The organism is Actinomadura sp. NPDC049753, assembly GCF_040674655.1.
GTDB classification, from domain to species: domain Bacteria; phylum Actinomycetota; class Actinomycetes; order Streptosporangiales; family Streptosporangiaceae; genus Spirillospora; species Spirillospora verrucosospora.
Window position 1 is genome coordinate 96,008 of the sequence record NZ_JBFARL010000003.1, and the last position, 14,345, is coordinate 110,352.

Consider the following 14,345-nt stretch of genomic DNA (forward strand, 5'->3'; position numbering starts at 1 on the left):
GCAATACAATGCCGGGCATGGACGCGACATCCCCGCCCCCGCCCGCGCCGGCGCGGGGCCGCAACCGGCGAGGACAGGGAGAACGGCTGCGCCGCGACATCGTCGACGCCACCCTGCGGATGCTGGACGAGTTGGGGGACGACGAGGCGCTGTCCCTGCGCGCCGTCGCGCGCACGGTCGGCATCGCCGCGACCTCCGTCTACATTCACTTCGCCGACCGCGACGCCCTCGTCTACGCCGCACTGGAGCAGTGCACCCGCGACCTCCTGAAGGACCTGGAACAGGCCGAGTCGGCTTTCGACGACCCGGTGGCTCGGCTGCGGGCGCGTCTGCTGTTCCTCGGGACCTGGGTCCACGACCACGGGGGGCTGTACAAGGTGCTGCACGAGAGCACCCTCAACCAGCGGATGCGCCTGGCGTTCAAGGAGGAACTCGCCGAGCGCGCCACCGCCGCCGTGCAGCGGTGCATCGACGCGGGCCGCGCCCCCGCCGCCGACGCCGCCGAGGTCGCGTTCGACCTGCGCGCGGCCGTGCACGGCGCCGTGTCGATCCGGGTCAACGAACCGGCCCTGGCGCTGCCGCCCCTGGCGGACCAGATCGACCGGTTCCTCGTCAAGCTCGTCGGCGTGCACCTGACGGGAAGCGGATCCCCGGCCTGATTCAGGAGGGGCAGAAGACGGCCTCCACGGCCTTGCCCGCGTCAAGCTCCACGGCGCTGGGTTTGACGCTCAGGGTGAACGACATCGCGAACTGGCGGCGGCCGTCTGCCGAGTAGAAGGTCATGGCGATGGACCCGGGGGCCAACCCGCCCGCGATGAAGAAGTCGTCGCCGCAACTGCTGCGGCCCTTGCGCCGAAGGCGCGAGTCCTCGGGGAGCCGGTCGGTCAGGATCCGCTGGAGTTCCGGCGGCAGCAGCCTGCCCTGGGCGAATGCTCGTTGGAAGGCGCTGACGTCGTGCGCGGTGGAGACCACCCCTCCGGCCCCACCGGTGAGGCTGGCGTTGAAGCGGTCCACATCGCGCACCCTTCCGTCGGCGTCGGGGTAGTAGCCGTGGCCGTGCGGCCCCTCGACGCCGTCCGGCGGCGTGGCCATGAGGTGGGACCTGGTCATCCCGAGCGGGCCGAACAGGTGATCGTGCAGCTCGGTGCCCAGGTCGTGGCCGGTCGCCCTTTCGATGATCATGCCGAGGAGGGTGTAGTTCGTGTTGGAGTAGGACCATGACCCGCCCGGTTCCCCGGTCCGGGGCCGGTCGCGGCTCCACCTCACCAGATCGAGCGGCTGGTAGCGGGTCGTGAAGTCGAACACGTCGAACGAGGGGTCGTCTCCCTCGCTCCCGTCCGGCTTCGGCTTTCCGGCGTACCAGTCGGGGATGCCGGAGGTGTGCCGGAGCATCTGCCGTACCGTGATCTCGTCGGCCCGCTCCACCAGATCCTTCTCCACCACCTCCGGCAGCAGGTCGGCGAGCTTGTCGTCCACGCCCAGCCGGCCCTCCTCGACCAGTTGCAGCACCACGGTGGCCACCATCTGCTTGGTCTGCGACCAGATCCGGAAGCGGGCGTTCGCCGGTATCCTTCCGCCCTTTCCGTCCAGCAGGCGCGAGCCCCCGCTGCCCAGCCCGACGGGCTTCCCGTCGAGGTACGCCCCGCCGACGGCCCCCACGACCCCGGGAGTCCTGGCCAGTTCCTCCATCGCCTCCTGCACGTTCCCGACCCGCGCCGGGGCGGCGGTGGCGGGCGTGGCCTGTGCCGCCATCGTCATGGCGAGGCCGGCGGCGATACCGGCCTTCAGCAGCGGGCGAACGTTCTTATGCGACACCACGCGTTTCCTTTTCGTGTTCACCTTCCGAAGCCGGGGGAACGGGCCCTCGGCACGGACCGCCGTGGTCCGTGCCTCCACCGAAGACGAAGGATCGTTGCGGCGGCGTATGCGCTTTTGGATACGCCCGCGATAACGCCGCCACGGCTGAGGCTGAGGGTTTATCGGTCGCTGGGAGTAGCCGCAGCTGCGCGGCCGAGTCATCATGCGCGACGGAACGTGGCTGGAGTAGCGGCTCCAGCGGTGGCCCGGGCGGCGAGCGGTCCGGAGCCTTGGCTACTGGACGATGACGGTGGCCTGGGTGGCCTGCTTGTCGTCGGTCCAGCCGTCGTGGCCGGCGTCGGACCGCCAGTGCTTGCCCGCGTAGCGGACTTCGGTCAGGCCGTAGGCCTGGGCGTGGGTGACGGCCCAGCTCGCGACGGCCCAGCCTGAGCGGGGGTTCGTGACCTGGATCGCGTTCCACGATTTCGGGTCGGACGGGGAGCCCGCCTTGAGCGGGCCGGGGCCGCCGACCTTCAGGCGGCTGCCGAAGGCGCGGCGCATCTCCAGGAGCGCCTCGGGGCGGCGGGACGTCGTCTTCTTGTCGGGCGGGTACCAGCAGCGGGCCGTGGCGGGCTCGCGGCCGGTGAAGGCGGTCGCGAGGAGCTTGCCGTCGGGCTCGTGCTGGGCGTAGGCGCGGCCGTCGGCGCTGCGCTGCACCTTCTGCGCCGCGTCGTGCAGGTCGCGGTCGAGGTAGTCCTTGACCTTGACGAGGGCGTCGAAGAACTTGCTGGTGGCCTGGACGGGGTCGCGGAGCTTGTCCGGCGTGCCCCAGCCCTGGGACGGGCGCTGCTGGAACATGCCCACCGAGTCGCGGTCGCCGTTCGGCAGGTTGTGGATGTGCGACTCCTGGATCGCGGTCGCGTAGGCGATCACCACGGCGCGTTCGGGGAGCTGCTTGCGGAACGCGACGGCGGCGATGGTGGCGGCGTTCGCGCCCTGCTCCAGGTCGAGCGGCATCTTGCCGAGGCTCGTGCGCACCTCGCAGCCGGACCCGTGCAGGTACGGGCGCATCCGCTGGAACGCCGCGTAGACGCCCACGCCCGCCAGCAGCACGACGACGCCCAGGACCGCGGCCCAGCGGACGCCGCGCCGGCGGCGCCCGCCGCTCGCCCCCTCATCGGGGCGCGCCTTCAACCTCGCCCAAACAGCCACGCGAAGACAGTACTGGGAGATGGCCACCAGTAAGCTCAGGAGGCATGACCGAAACGTTCACCAGCCCGATCTCCGGCGGCATCGACGAGTTGTGGGAGCGGCGCGCCGAGCTGACGCCGGACGACGCCGAGGCCCGAGCGGCCATCGTGGCCGCCGTCGACCAGCTCGACGCCGGTGAGGCCCGCGTCGCCCGGATCGATCCCGCGACCGACGAGGTCGTCGTCGACGAGCGGGCCAAGCGGGCGATCCTGCTGAGCTTCAAGGTCCTCGGCATGGCGCGCTCGCAGGTGGGCGACTTCCGGTACCACGACCGCATCCCGCTGAAGACGCGCCTGGACGGCGTGCGCGTCGTGCCGGGCGCCATCGCGCGATGGGGCGCCCACCTGGCGCCGGGCGTGGTGCTGATGCCGTCGTTCACCAACATCGGCGCCTACGTCGACTCCGGGACGATGGTCGACACGTGGGCCACCGTGGGGTCGTGCGCGCAGGTCGGCAAGAACGTCCACCTGTCGGGCGGCGTCGGCATCGGCGGCGTGCTGGAGCCCCCGAACGCCAAGCCGGTGGTCATCGAGGACGAGGCGATGATCGGCAGCCGCTCCATGATCGTCGAGGGGGCGCGGGTGGGGCGCGGCGCCGTCGTCGGGTCGGGGACGAACCTGTCGGCGTCCATGCCGGTCATCGACGTGGAGACCGGCGAGGAGATCAGCCGCGGGCGCATCCCCGACTGGTGCGTCGCGGTGGGCGGCACCCGCTACAAGGAGTTCAAGGGCGGCACGTTCGGGCTCCCGGCGGTGCTGATCCTCAAGCGGCTGGAGGAGGGGCAGCGCCACGACAAGGCGTCCCTCAACGACATCCTCCGCGACCACGGCATCAACACCTGAGCGGGAACTCGGCGACTTCGAGGGGGCGGTCGGTGAGGACGGCGGCCGAGGCGGCGTAGCCGGGCCCGGCGTCCAGGTCGGCGAGGCGGACGGGCGAGACGGCCGCCTCGCCCTCCCAGCCCAGCACCTCGGGGGGCTCGTCCGGGCCGGAGACGTGGATGGCGGTCATCGGCGCGGCCAGGCCGTGGCCGGTGGCCTTCAGAAGGGCCTCCTTCCGGCTCCAGTAGACGTGAAAACCGCGCTTCCGGTCGGTCGTGGCCTTCAGCGCCTCCGATTCGGCGTCGGTGAGGACCATGCGGGAGAGGCCGTCGATGTCGCGGTCGCTCTCCTGCTCCACGTCCGCCCCGACCTCGGCGCCCTCGACGAGGACGAGCAGGACGCGGTCCCCCGAGTGGGAGAGCGAGAAGTCCAGGCCGCTGCCGGGCAGGCGCGGCTTGCCGTGCGAGTCGCCGCACAGGAGGCAGTCGGTGGTGAAGCGCAGGTCGCGAGGGGGGCGGCCGGTGGCCTCGGCGAGGACCGTGCGCGCGAGGAACCGCCCGGTGACGAACCGGGCCTTGTCCTCGGCGCGCATGAACCGGTCGTAGCGGGCGCGCTCCCCGTCGTCCAGGAGGTCGCGCATCCGGGGGTCGTCGGCGGGACGCGCCCAATGGACGGCGCACTCCAGTACGGGCATCTCCACGGACGCGATGATAGATAACCTTCGACCATGGGGCTTGATCTCTACTCGGACGTCGCGGACCTGACGGCGGCGGTCGTCGACATCGAGTCGGTGAGCGGCGGGGAGGAATCCCTGGCCGGGGCCGTCGAGGAGGCGCTGCGCGCGCTGCCGCACCTGGCGGTGGAGCGCGTCGGCAACAACGTCGTCGCGCGCACCGATCTCGGACGGGCCGAACGGGTCGTGCTGGCCGGGCACCTCGACACCGTGCCGCTGAACGGCAACCTCCCGTCCCGCGTGGAGGGCGACCGGCTCTACGGCTGCGGCACCACCGACATGAAGAGCGGCGTCGCGGTCGCGCTGCGGCTCGCCGCGACCGTCGCCCGGCCCAGCCGCGACGTCACCTACGTCTTCTACGACTGCGAGGAGGTCGAGGCCGCGCGCAACGGGCTGCGGCACCTCGCGCAGGCCCGGCCCGAACTGCTCGCGGGCGACTTCGCGGTGCTGATGGAGCCGACCGGCGGGCTGATCGAGGGCGGCTGCCAGGGCACGATGCGCGTCCAGGTCACCGCGACGGGGGAGCGGGCGCACAGCGCGCGCGCCTGGATGGGGTCGAACGCGATCCACTCGGCGGGGGCGATCCTGGACGTCCTGCGCGCCTACGAGCCGTCCCGTCCGGTCGTGGACGGGCTGGAGTACCACGAGGGCCTGAACGCGGTGTTCATCTCGGGAGGCGTCGCCGGGAACGTCATCCCGGACGAATGCGTCGTCACCGTGAATTATCGGTTCGCGCCCGACAAGTCCCTCGCCGACGCGGAGGCGTACCTCCGGGAAACCTTCGCCGGCTTCCAGGTGACGGTCACCGACGGGGCGTCCGCCGCCCGCCCGGGGCTGCACCACCCGGCCGCCGCCGCGTTCGCCGCGGCGAGCGGCGCCGAGGTCCGCGCGAAGCTCGGCTGGACGGACGTCGCCCGCTTCGCCGAGCTCGGTGTCCCGGCCGTCAACTACGGCCCCGGCGAGCCGACCCTCGCGCACACGCGGGACGAGTACGTCGAGATCCCTCTCATCGCCGAGTGCGAGCAACGAATGCGCACGTGGCTGGAGGGTCCCATTACCGTGGCCTCATGACAACGGAAGTGAATTCCCGCTCGCGCCGGCAGGGGCCGGCCATGCTGCGGGGGCGGGCCGTCCCCCCGACCACGACCGACCAGCGGCTCCTGGACGGCCGCGGCCCGGTCGACTGGGTGCACGCCGACCCGTGGCGGGTGCTGCGGATCCAGGCGGAGTTCGTCGAGGGCTTCGGCCTCCTCGCCGAGCTGCCGAAGGCCGTCAGCGTCTTCGGCAGCGCCCGCACCAAGCCGGACTCGCCCGAGTACGAGCTCGCCGTCGACATCGGCGCCCGCCTGCACGAGGCCGGCTACGCCGTCATCACCGGCGGCGGGCCGGGGATCATGGAGGCGGCCAACAAGGGCTGCGACGAGAACGGGGGCCTGTCGGTCGGCCTCGGCATCGAGCTGCCGTTCGAGCAGAAGCTGAACGACCACCTCGACATCGGCCTGGAGTTCCGGTACTTCTTCGTCCGCAAGACGATGTTCGTGAAGTACTCGCAGGCCTTCGTCGTCCTGCCGGGCGGCTTCGGGACGCTGGACGAGCTGTTCGAGGCGATCACCCTCGTCCAGACCAAGAAGATCACCCGGTTCCCGATCGTGCTGGTCGGCACGAAGTTCTGGGGCGGCCTGCTCGACTGGGTCAAGAACTCGATGCTGCCCTCCGGCAAGATCTCGCCGCAGGACATCGACCTGATCCACCTCACCGACGACCCGGAGGAGGTCGTCCGGATCATCATCGAGGGCCACACCCGGGCCGAGCAGGAGATCATCGAGTCCCGCGCGGCCGCCGAGGCCGCGGAGACCGCCGGGGAGTAGCCCCGCCCCGCGGACCTGCATGATCCTCCCGATCATGCAGGTCCAGACGGTCTCCGCGTGCGGGGGCCGCGCTAGCTGGGCGCCCGGTCCGTCCACTCGGCCGTGATCGCGGCGCCGCCGGGGACCGCGACCCGCGCGCCGTCCGCCGAGACGAAGAAGTCGGTGTCGGTGATCCGGGACGTCTTCGGATCGACGACCACGTGCGCGTTCCCTCCTCCGCCGAAGGAGATCGACAGGCCCTGCCCGCCCTTGACCGCACCGAGGTTCTCGACGTTCGGGTAGGCGGCGATCGCGCGGAAGGCGGCCGCGCGGACCTTCGGCGGGGCCGGGAGCTGGGAGACGAGGGAGAGGAGCCCGTCGAAGACGGAGCGCTCCCGCGCGGCCGCGTCGGGGCGGCCGGCGCTGGTCTCGACGTCGCTGCGCTTCACGCCGGCGGCGATCCACGCCTTCAGCGCGCCGGGAGAGCCCGGGAGGCTCTGGAGCTGGGCGAGGGTGACGCCGGGCCCGCCGAGCCGGAACGGAGCGGGCGCGGTCAGCGAGACCACCTTGCCGCCCGTCTTGTCTCCCTTCCACCAGACCCGGCCGTCGCGCCCGGTCCAGCTCTCCAGCGAGGTGCGGGCGCCGCCCTCGCGAGCGGTGAACGTGGTCCTGACGTACCAGTAGGCGCCGCCTTCCGCCGGCGTCTTCGCCGCGGTGGTGGCGGCCACGAGCAGGACCTGCCGGCCGGACGGGGCCGACGCGCCAGGGCCCTCGTCCGGCTTCGGGGCCCCTCCGGTGCCGACGGCGCCGATCACCACCGCGGCGGCAGCGGCGGCGACGGCGGTCCCCGCCGCGGCGAGGAGGAGGGGGCGCCGCCGTGAGGGGCGGCGCGGAGCCTGCTCGGCCGGTCGAAGGTCCTGCTGGATCTCGCTCATCACGAACTCCTGGAGTCGTTGGCGGCGGTCGCCCGGCAGATCCCGCTCCACCGGCGCCGGCAGCAGCCGGGCCAGCTCCTCACGCTCGTCCGGGTTCGGCTGGATCGGTGTGGAATTCATCGGGTCTTCTCCTGAGCGGACCGGACCGCGATCTCGCGGTCACCCTCTTGCTGTCCGTGGCCGGAAGGCGGTTCCCGGTCTTCTGCGGGCGGCCGGTCTTCCGCGGGCGGCCGGACGCCTCCGGCGGTGAGGCCGTCGAGCTTCCTGCGGGCGCGCGACAGCCGGGAGCGCACCGTGCCGACCGGCACGCCGAGCGCTTCGGCGGCCTCGGCGTAGCCGAGCCCCGACCAGACGCACAGGGCCAGCACCTCGCGCTCGGGCTCGCGCAGCGCCGCCAGCGCCGCGCGCATCAGCGCGAGCCGCTCGCGATCGTCGATGCGGCCCGCGGCCTCGTCGGTGAAGTCCGGGACCGTGTCGCTCCTCGGAAGCCGCGCCAGCGCACCGTCGTGCCGACGGGCCGCGCGGCGCACGTTGCGGGCGACGTTGGTGGCGATGCCCAGCAGCCAGGGACGCAGCGACCCCTCGGCCTCGACGTCGACCCTCTCGCGAAGGCGCCATGACTCCAGGAAGGTCAGGGACACCACGTCCTCCGCCGTCGCCCAGTTCCCGGTGAGGCGGAAGGCGTGGTTGTAGACCGAGCGCACATGTTCGTCGAACAGCTCTCGGAACGCATCCGGATCCCCGGCGTGAACCCGGGCACGCATACTCATCTCCACATGCGGGGACTGTTCGCCGGGTCGCCCGGGTTCCCGTGACCTGCCTCACATGGCGCGGCCGGAGGCGGTGTCATCCACTGGCGATCACGGCTGCCGGGGTCACGATCGCGAGCACGACCTGCCCCGTGACCAGGATCGGGTGGATTCGCCGGGTCACCGTCCAGGCGGACCGGAGGACCAGGGCGGCGACGCCGGCGGCGGCGCTGCCCCAGAAGGACCACCAGGCGATGGTCAGGCGGGTGTCGGAGGCCGGATCGCACTGCTCCCCGTAGGTGAGGCACCGGCCGTACTCGGGGGTCGCGAGCACGCAGATCCAGGCGAGCACGGTGGCGGGAAGCAGCAGGGCGAGCGCGATCGCCGCGGCCACGCGCCAGCCGGAGCGCTTCCGGGAGACGGCCGCGGTGTTCTCTGTGGTCACGACCTCAGTGAACAGCCTTCCGGTCGCTTGATCGATCCGTGCGGCTACTCATGTCAGTCCGGTGCGGTACTCAGCGGGGGCCGTCGCGCCATGCGGACTGTTGACGGCGTGTGACGGCACCGGTAGGAAGAGGGCTTTGTGTCGTGCGCCGGAGTGTGTTGCGGCCGACCGGAAGTGGGGCGCGGAGCGGGATGCCGGTGTTGCGGCGAGCGGGGCTGTTCGGAGTGGTGCCGCTGGTGGCGATCGCCGTCGCCGTGTTCGCCTGGTACCGGCTCAGCGACACCGGCAGGGACTGGCGCTACCGGGACGCGCTCGCCGGGTTCTGCCAGGGGCTCGTCCCCGAGGCCGAGTCCGCCGTCCTCACCGGCCACGAGACGGGAGCTCTCGGCCGCGACGAGCACATCGCGGACGACGCCCTGCGCTGGGAGCGGTGCGCTGTCGCCGACCTCAGCCTCACCATCGGCGACGTCGCCGACACGCTGAACAACACCGGCTCTCCCGGCGCGTTCTTCACCCGGCTGCACCGCGGCTCCGACGAACTGCCGGTGGCGCTGGGCGGCGGCCGGGAGGGCTACACCGATCTGCGCAACACCGCGGTGGTGCTGACCTGCGCCAATCGGCCCGCGTCCGTCCTGGTGTCCGCGGCCTCACAGGAGACGCTCGCGGATCCCGCGGAGGCGCACCAGGTCGCCCGGCTCGTCATCGCCATCGCGGTGCGGGCGGCCCGCCACTACGGCTGCGACGCCAGATCCGGCGGCCCTGTGCCGCCCGTGTCGAGGCCGGCCGGGGAGACGGCCCCCGAGAACGTCGGCGGCACCTGCGCGGGCATCCCGGTCGCCACCGCCGTGGACAGGGGCGAGGTCAACTGGATCAAGAGGACCGACGGCGGGGGGAACGCGCCGGTCGAGGAGTGCGTCCTCGGCAAGACCGTGGCCTTCTCCGCGGCGGCGTACCACTTCCAGGCGAACTACGGCCCGTACGCGCAGAGGCTGCGGACCACCTGGTACGACGGCGGGCACGGCGGCGGCGGTTACGGCGTGAAGGCCGATTCCGGCCTCGAGCCCCGCGGTGCCTGGGCCACGGCACGCTGCCCAGGGCACACCGCACGGGCGCTGTTCCTGGTCGACGCGACCGAGTACGCCGCCCCGACGAAGTCGTTTCTGCGGGCCGGGCTGCGGGCGTTCGCGGGGCACGCCGTCGCGCGGCACGGTTGCACGGACCTCCGTCTGCCGCGCTGAACGGCCGGATCAGGCGTCCCCGGCGGTGCGCTGGTCCATGAGCACCGCCGCCTGGCCGACCACCACCGCCGCGGGGCCCAGAAGGAGCTCGACGCCCCGCCGGACCGCGTCTGAGCCCGCGCCGGGCCGGGTCAGCTCTTGTCGCGGGCGTTGCGGATCATGTCCCGGACGCGGTCGCTCACCGCGGCGAGCGGCCCGGCGAGCATGTTCTTGGTCGCGGACTCCACCCCCGGATGCGGGTGCGTGGGCGCGGTGGCCTCGGCGGCGCGGACGGCGGCGGCGAAGCCCTTGAGCTGGGCGGGGCTCAACTCGTCCTTGAGCCGGTCGAACTCGTAGCGCTCCTCGGCACGGGCGTGGGTCAGCACGTCCACGCGGAGCTTGTCGAGCGACTTGAGGAAGCGCGGGTCGCCGGTGTCCATGCCGTCGAGCTCGGCGAGCAGCTCCTTGGCCTCGCGCTCCTCGGCCAGCCGGTCGTCCACGATGCCGTCGCCGCCGGGCAGGCGACGGGCCGCCGGGTGGACGATCTCCTCCTCGGCGGTCTCATGGATCGCCAGCAGCTTGACCAGCTGCTGGAAGGCGTCCTTGCGCTCGGCGCCCTCGGAGTTCATGACCTCGTCGAACAGGTCCCTGATCCGGCCGTGCTGGGCGCGCAGCAGGTCGACGACGTCCTCGGTGGTCTCGGCGTTGGCGGGTGTGGTCTGCATGGCCTCTCGCTTTCTCGCTCGGTCGCGGCCTGGCGCGGGGCGCCGTGCGCGTGCGGTGGTGGGGCGATGCGGCGGCCCGTACCCAGGGCAGGAAGCCCCATACCGGTGGCTCTCGGTTCTTCCTGCCGGGCTTCGGTCAACGCCGGACCAATCTTGGAACCGGGTGGTGCCGGGAGGTGCAGGACGGATCGCTTCGGGTACGCGCCCCGGGCGTCAGCCCGAACATTCCCGAACAGGAAGGGACGAGCCTGGTGGCCTTCAACCCGCTCGAACACCGCGGCATCCCGCTGGACGACCAGCTGCGCAACTGGGCGCAGCTGGACGTGGCGCCCGTCGACCCCGACACCTCCGATCCCTACACCAAGTGCCGCATCATCGCGATGAACGGCATCGAGGTGGAGGCGATCATGTTCAGCCACCACTTCAACCGCATCTGCCCCGACCTGGAGGTCAAGCGGCAGCTGGCCCAGGTCCGCAACATCGAGCAGCAGCAGCAGAAGGTGGTCAACTGGCTGCTGCCCGGCCAGGCGTCGGTGCTGGAGACCACCATCAGCTACGAGCAGGTCGCGGTGGACCTGACCGGCTGGGTCGCCCGCCAGGAGCCCGACCCCTACCTCAAGCAGGCCTACCAGTTCGGGCTGCTGGAGGACTTCGACCACCTGTACCGGTACGCCAACCTGTACGAGATGATCGAGCACCGCCGGGCCGAGAAGATCGTCGACCAGCTCACCGAGGTGATGCCGGGACGGCCCGGCCACCTGCAGCACCGCCACCCCTTCGACAACGTCCGCGAGCCCTACGACCGCGAGGCGGCGGCGCCGGTCTCCAAGCTGCACGCGCTGACGATCATGGCGGCCGAGCAGCAGACGATGAACTTCTACATGAACGTCGGCCCCATGTACATGGAGCCCATCGCACGGCAGCTCTACCAGGACATCGGCCTCATCGAGGAGGAGCACGTCACCCACTACGAGTCGCTGGTCGACCCCGGGGAGACCTGGTGGGAGCGGCTCGTCAACCACGAGTACAACGAGTGCTACCTGTACTACTCGTTCATGCAGACCGAGTCCGACCCGCGCGTGAAGGGCATCTGGGAGCTGCACCTGAACATGGAGCTGGAGCACCTGCGGATCGCCTGCGACCTGATGCGCCGCCACGACGGCCGCGACCCCGAGAGCATCCTCGCTCCCGCGCTGCCCGAGCCGGTCACCTTCGAGCCGAACAAGCAGTACGTGCGCGAACTGCTCGCCACGCAGATCGACTACACGACCCTCGGCACCGGCTACGTCCAGGAGGCGCACCGCCGCTTCGAGGAGTACCAGGACAAGATCAACGCCGAGCGGCCGCCGCAGGAGCGCGTCATCGACGAGCACCGCGCCAAGTTCGGCGACGAGTACCGCCTGGAGACCGACGGGCCCCACCCGGTCGGGCACCTCCGCGACAAGCCCGCCGGCTGACCGCCCACCGCCCACCCGCCTTGCCCCGGTCCGCGCCCCCGCCGCCTTCGGCCATGACGCGGCCTTTCGAGCACGGGGAATTGTGGCACGGTCCACCGCCGGATGGCCGTAATCGGTCACATGGCCGGCTTCGGGATGTGCTGGGGTTGGGGGAGGACGCCGTAAGCGAATGCTGACCGGCGTGCGGCTTTCGATGGCGGTAGGAGGCTGCGATGGGTGTGCGGTACAGCCTGTACGACTTCGGAATTCAACAGGACCCGTATCCGGTCTACGCGCAGTTGAGGGAGGACGCGCCGGTATACCGAAATGACGAGGAGAATTTCTTCGTCCTGTCGCGGCACGCGGACGTGACCGCGGCTTTCCGGGACTTCCGGCGCTTCTCCAGCGCGAACGGGATCCTCCTGGAGCCGTCGGTGTGGGGGCCGGATGCGCGGACGCACGCGTCGTTCCTCGCGATGGACCCGCCCGAGCACACCCGGATGCGCGGGCTCGTGGCTAAGGCGTTCACCCCGCGCCGCGTCGCCGCGCTCGAGCGACGGGTCCGCGGCATCGCGCGCGGCCACCTGGACCGGGCGCTGGACGGCGCGGGACCGGGCGGCGCGGAGCTGGACCTCGTGGCCGACTACGCGGCGCTGCTGCCGATGGACGTCATCTCCGAGATGGTCGGCGTCCCGGAGTCCGACCGCGGCGAGCTGCGGCGGCTGGCCGACGCGATCGTCCACCACCAGCAGGGCGTCCGGGACGTGACCGAGGCGGGCCGCGGGGCGATCTCCGCCCTGGTGGGCTACTTCCACGGTCTGATCGCCGAGCGCCGGGCGCTGCGCCGCGACGACCTGGCGTCGGCGCTGCTGGACGCCGCCGACGGCGACGACCACCTGACCGAGGCCGAGATCATGGGGGTGCTGTTCATCCTGATCGCGGCCGGGACCGAGACGGCCACCAACCTGATCTCCAATGCCTGGCACTGCGCCTGGCGGCATCTGGACCGGCCGTCCGGGGCGTTCGGGCGGATCGGCGACTGGATCGAGGAGACGCTGCGGCTGGAGGCTCCGGCGCAGGCCGACGGGCGGACGGTGACCGCGGAGTTCACGCTGCACGGCGTGACCGTCCCGGCCGGGGCCCGCATGCTGCTGGTGATCGGCGCGGCGAACCGCGACCCGCGCGCCTTCGCCGATCCCGACCGCTTCGACCTGGGCCGCGACACCACCACCAAGATCAGTTTCGGGTCGGGGCGGCACTACTGCATCGGCGCGCACCTGGCCCGGCTGCAGGCGCGGGTCGCCCTGGAAGAGCTCGCGGCCCGCACCGGCGACTACGACATCGACGAGGCCAGGGCGCGGCGGGTCAACTCGCCGTACGTGCGCGGGTTCGCCGAGCTGCCGACCGTGATCAGCCGCGGGACGGGGTGAGGGGCGGGGGACCGGTCAGGGCTTGCGGGCGACGGCTCCGATGAAGTGGCACCACTGCGGGGCCGGCGCCGGCCCCGCGGGACGCGGGCGGCCCCACTGCGGGACCCACACGACGCCGGGGTCGAGGATCTCCAGCCCGGCGAAGCAGCGGGCCACCTCCTCGGGGCCGCGCGAGTAGATCGGCAGTTTCGACCTGCGGTACACGGCCCGGGAGTGCTCGGTGTCACCGGGGTCCATGCCGCCGTCGTAGCCGTGGGAGATCACCACGTGGCTGCCGGAGGGCAGCCGGCCGGCGAGGCGCCCGACGAGCCCGGCGGGGTCGTCATCGTCGTGCACGAAGTGCAGGACGGCCACCAGCAGCAGGCCCACGGGCTCGCCGAGGTCGATCAGCTCGTTCAGCCGGGGGTCGGCCAGCAGCTCCTCGGGGCGGCGCAGGTCGCCCTCGACGACCGCGACGCTGGGGCTGCCCTCCAGCAGGGCCCGGCCGTGCGCGAGCACCACGGGGTCGTGGTCGACGTAGACCACGCGGGCGTCCGGAGCGGCGTCGCGGGCGATCTCGTGGACGTTGCCCTGCGTGGGCAGGCCGGTCCCGACGTCGATGAACTGCCGGATGCCGGCCTGCGCCGCCAGGTGGCGGACGGCGCGGGTCAGGAAGTCGCGGTTGGCGCGGGCCGCGGCGGGGGCGTCGGGCACCGTCTTCATGATCTCCTCGGCGGCCGCGCGGTCGACGGCGTAGTTGTCCTTGCCGCCGAGGAAGTAGTCGTAGATGCGGGCGGGGGAGGCCTGGAGGGTGTCGATGGCCAGGTCGGCGGCCCGGTCCGCGGGCAGCGGCACCAGGGCGGGACGGGGCCGGTAGTCCAGCCCCGGGTCGTCGCGGCCGATCTGGCCGGCCGTCCGCCGGAGCGACCGAACCGTCGGGGCTCTTGAGGTTGTTGAAGAACACGAAGTGCTGGTCCGAC

General features: G+C 72.1%; 15 protein-coding genes. 7 read left to right on the plus strand and 8 right to left on the minus strand.

The genetic code is table 11. The features are described from left to right. The first annotated feature begins 17 nt into the window (after positions 1 to 17). Complete coding sequence (locus tag AB0K37_RS01790) at positions 18 to 659, plus strand: TetR/AcrR family transcriptional regulator (RefSeq protein WP_363973239.1); 642 nt, start codon at positions 18 to 20, stop codon at positions 657 to 659. Between the two features lies 1 nt (position 660). On the opposite strand, the gene AB0K37_RS01795 is transcribed toward AB0K37_RS01790, so the two are convergent. Next, a complete protein-coding gene (locus AB0K37_RS01795) occupies positions 661 to 1,815 on the minus strand; it encodes a serine hydrolase domain-containing protein (protein ID WP_363973242.1) in 1,155 nt (384 codons plus the stop codon). Positions 1,816 to 2,091: 276 nt separating this feature from the next. Beyond that, entirely contained in the window at positions 2,092 to 3,009 is a 918-nt protein-coding gene (locus AB0K37_RS01800) for a hypothetical protein (protein ID WP_363973245.1), read from the minus strand. A 44-nt stretch (positions 3,010 to 3,053) separates the two neighbouring features. Between AB0K37_RS01800 and AB0K37_RS01805 the strand changes: the two genes are divergently transcribed. Continuing rightward, entirely contained in the window at positions 3,054 to 3,890 is an 837-nt protein-coding gene (locus AB0K37_RS01805) for a 2,3,4,5-tetrahydropyridine-2,6-dicarboxylate N-succinyltransferase (protein ID WP_345179977.1), read from the plus strand. Here AB0K37_RS01805 and AB0K37_RS01810 read toward each other — a convergent pair. Then, the gene (locus tag AB0K37_RS01810; RefSeq protein ID WP_363973291.1) at positions 3,880 to 4,563 is read right to left on the minus strand and encodes a 4'-phosphopantetheinyl transferase superfamily protein; all 684 of its coding nucleotides are present in this window, start codon (positions 4,561 to 4,563) and stop codon (positions 3,880 to 3,882) included. The genes AB0K37_RS01805 and AB0K37_RS01810 overlap by 11 nt on opposite strands. A gap of 33 nt (positions 4,564 to 4,596) precedes the next feature. On the opposite strand from AB0K37_RS01810, the gene dapE reads away from it, so the two are divergent. Together dapE and AB0K37_RS01820 are read left to right on the plus strand one after the other, a co-directional pair. Further along, positions 4,597 to 5,673, plus strand: a complete 1,077-nt coding sequence (gene dapE, locus AB0K37_RS01815; protein ID WP_363973249.1) for a succinyl-diaminopimelate desuccinylase — start codon at positions 4,597 to 4,599, stop codon at positions 5,671 to 5,673. Continuing rightward, a complete protein-coding gene (locus tag AB0K37_RS01820) occupies positions 5,670 to 6,470 on the plus strand; it encodes a TIGR00730 family Rossman fold protein (protein WP_363973252.1) in 801 nt (266 codons plus the stop codon). Before dapE ends, AB0K37_RS01820 begins: the two co-directional genes overlap by 4 nt. Positions 6,471 to 6,541: 71 nt before the next feature. On the opposite strand, the gene AB0K37_RS01825 is transcribed toward AB0K37_RS01820, so the two are convergent. The 3 genes from AB0K37_RS01825 to AB0K37_RS01835 all read right to left on the minus strand — a co-directional run bounded on the left by AB0K37_RS01825 (position 6,542) and on the right by AB0K37_RS01835 (position 8,578). Next, on the minus strand, positions 6,542 to 7,504 hold the full coding sequence (locus AB0K37_RS01825; RefSeq protein ID WP_363973255.1) for a CU044_5270 family protein: 963 nt from the start codon (positions 7,502 to 7,504) through the stop codon (positions 6,542 to 6,544). Further along, on the minus strand, positions 7,501 to 8,148 hold the full coding sequence (locus tag AB0K37_RS01830) for an RNA polymerase sigma factor (RefSeq protein ID WP_363973258.1): 648 nt from the start codon (positions 8,146 to 8,148) through the stop codon (positions 7,501 to 7,503). The genes AB0K37_RS01825 and AB0K37_RS01830 overlap by 4 nt, the downstream gene beginning before the upstream one ends. Positions 8,149 to 8,230: 82 nt before the next feature. After that, complete coding sequence (locus tag AB0K37_RS01835; protein ID WP_363973261.1) at positions 8,231 to 8,578, minus strand: hypothetical protein; 348 nt, start codon at positions 8,576 to 8,578, stop codon at positions 8,231 to 8,233. A gap of 197 nt (positions 8,579 to 8,775) precedes the next feature. Here AB0K37_RS01835 and AB0K37_RS01840 point away from each other — a divergent pair, with 197 nt between their 5' ends. Continuing rightward, a complete protein-coding gene (locus tag AB0K37_RS01840) occupies positions 8,776 to 9,816 on the plus strand; it encodes a hypothetical protein (protein ID WP_363973264.1) in 1,041 nt (346 codons plus the stop codon). 131 nt (positions 9,817 to 9,947) lie between these two features. Here the strand turns inward: AB0K37_RS01840 and AB0K37_RS01845 are convergent, their stop codons facing one another. Further along, complete coding sequence (locus AB0K37_RS01845; RefSeq protein WP_363973267.1) at positions 9,948 to 10,520, minus strand: hemerythrin domain-containing protein; 573 nt, start codon at positions 10,518 to 10,520, stop codon at positions 9,948 to 9,950. A 251-nt stretch (positions 10,521 to 10,771) separates the two neighbouring features. On the opposite strand from AB0K37_RS01845, the gene AB0K37_RS01850 reads away from it, so the two are divergent. Further along, positions 10,772 to 11,977 (plus strand): hypothetical protein, encoded by a 1,206-nt coding sequence (locus AB0K37_RS01850; RefSeq protein ID WP_363973270.1) that lies wholly within the window; start codon positions 10,772 to 10,774, stop codon positions 11,975 to 11,977. Positions 11,978 to 12,189: 212 nt separating this feature from the next. Then, positions 12,190 to 13,386, plus strand: coding sequence for a cytochrome P450 (locus AB0K37_RS01855; protein WP_363973273.1), 1,197 nt, complete (start codon positions 12,190 to 12,192; stop codon positions 13,384 to 13,386). Positions 13,387 to 13,401: 15 nt separating this feature from the next. Here the strand turns inward: AB0K37_RS01855 and AB0K37_RS01860 are convergent. Then, positions 13,402 to 14,345 (minus strand): SAM-dependent methyltransferase (locus AB0K37_RS01860; RefSeq protein WP_363973276.1); only part of this gene is annotated, 944 nt, incomplete at its 5' end.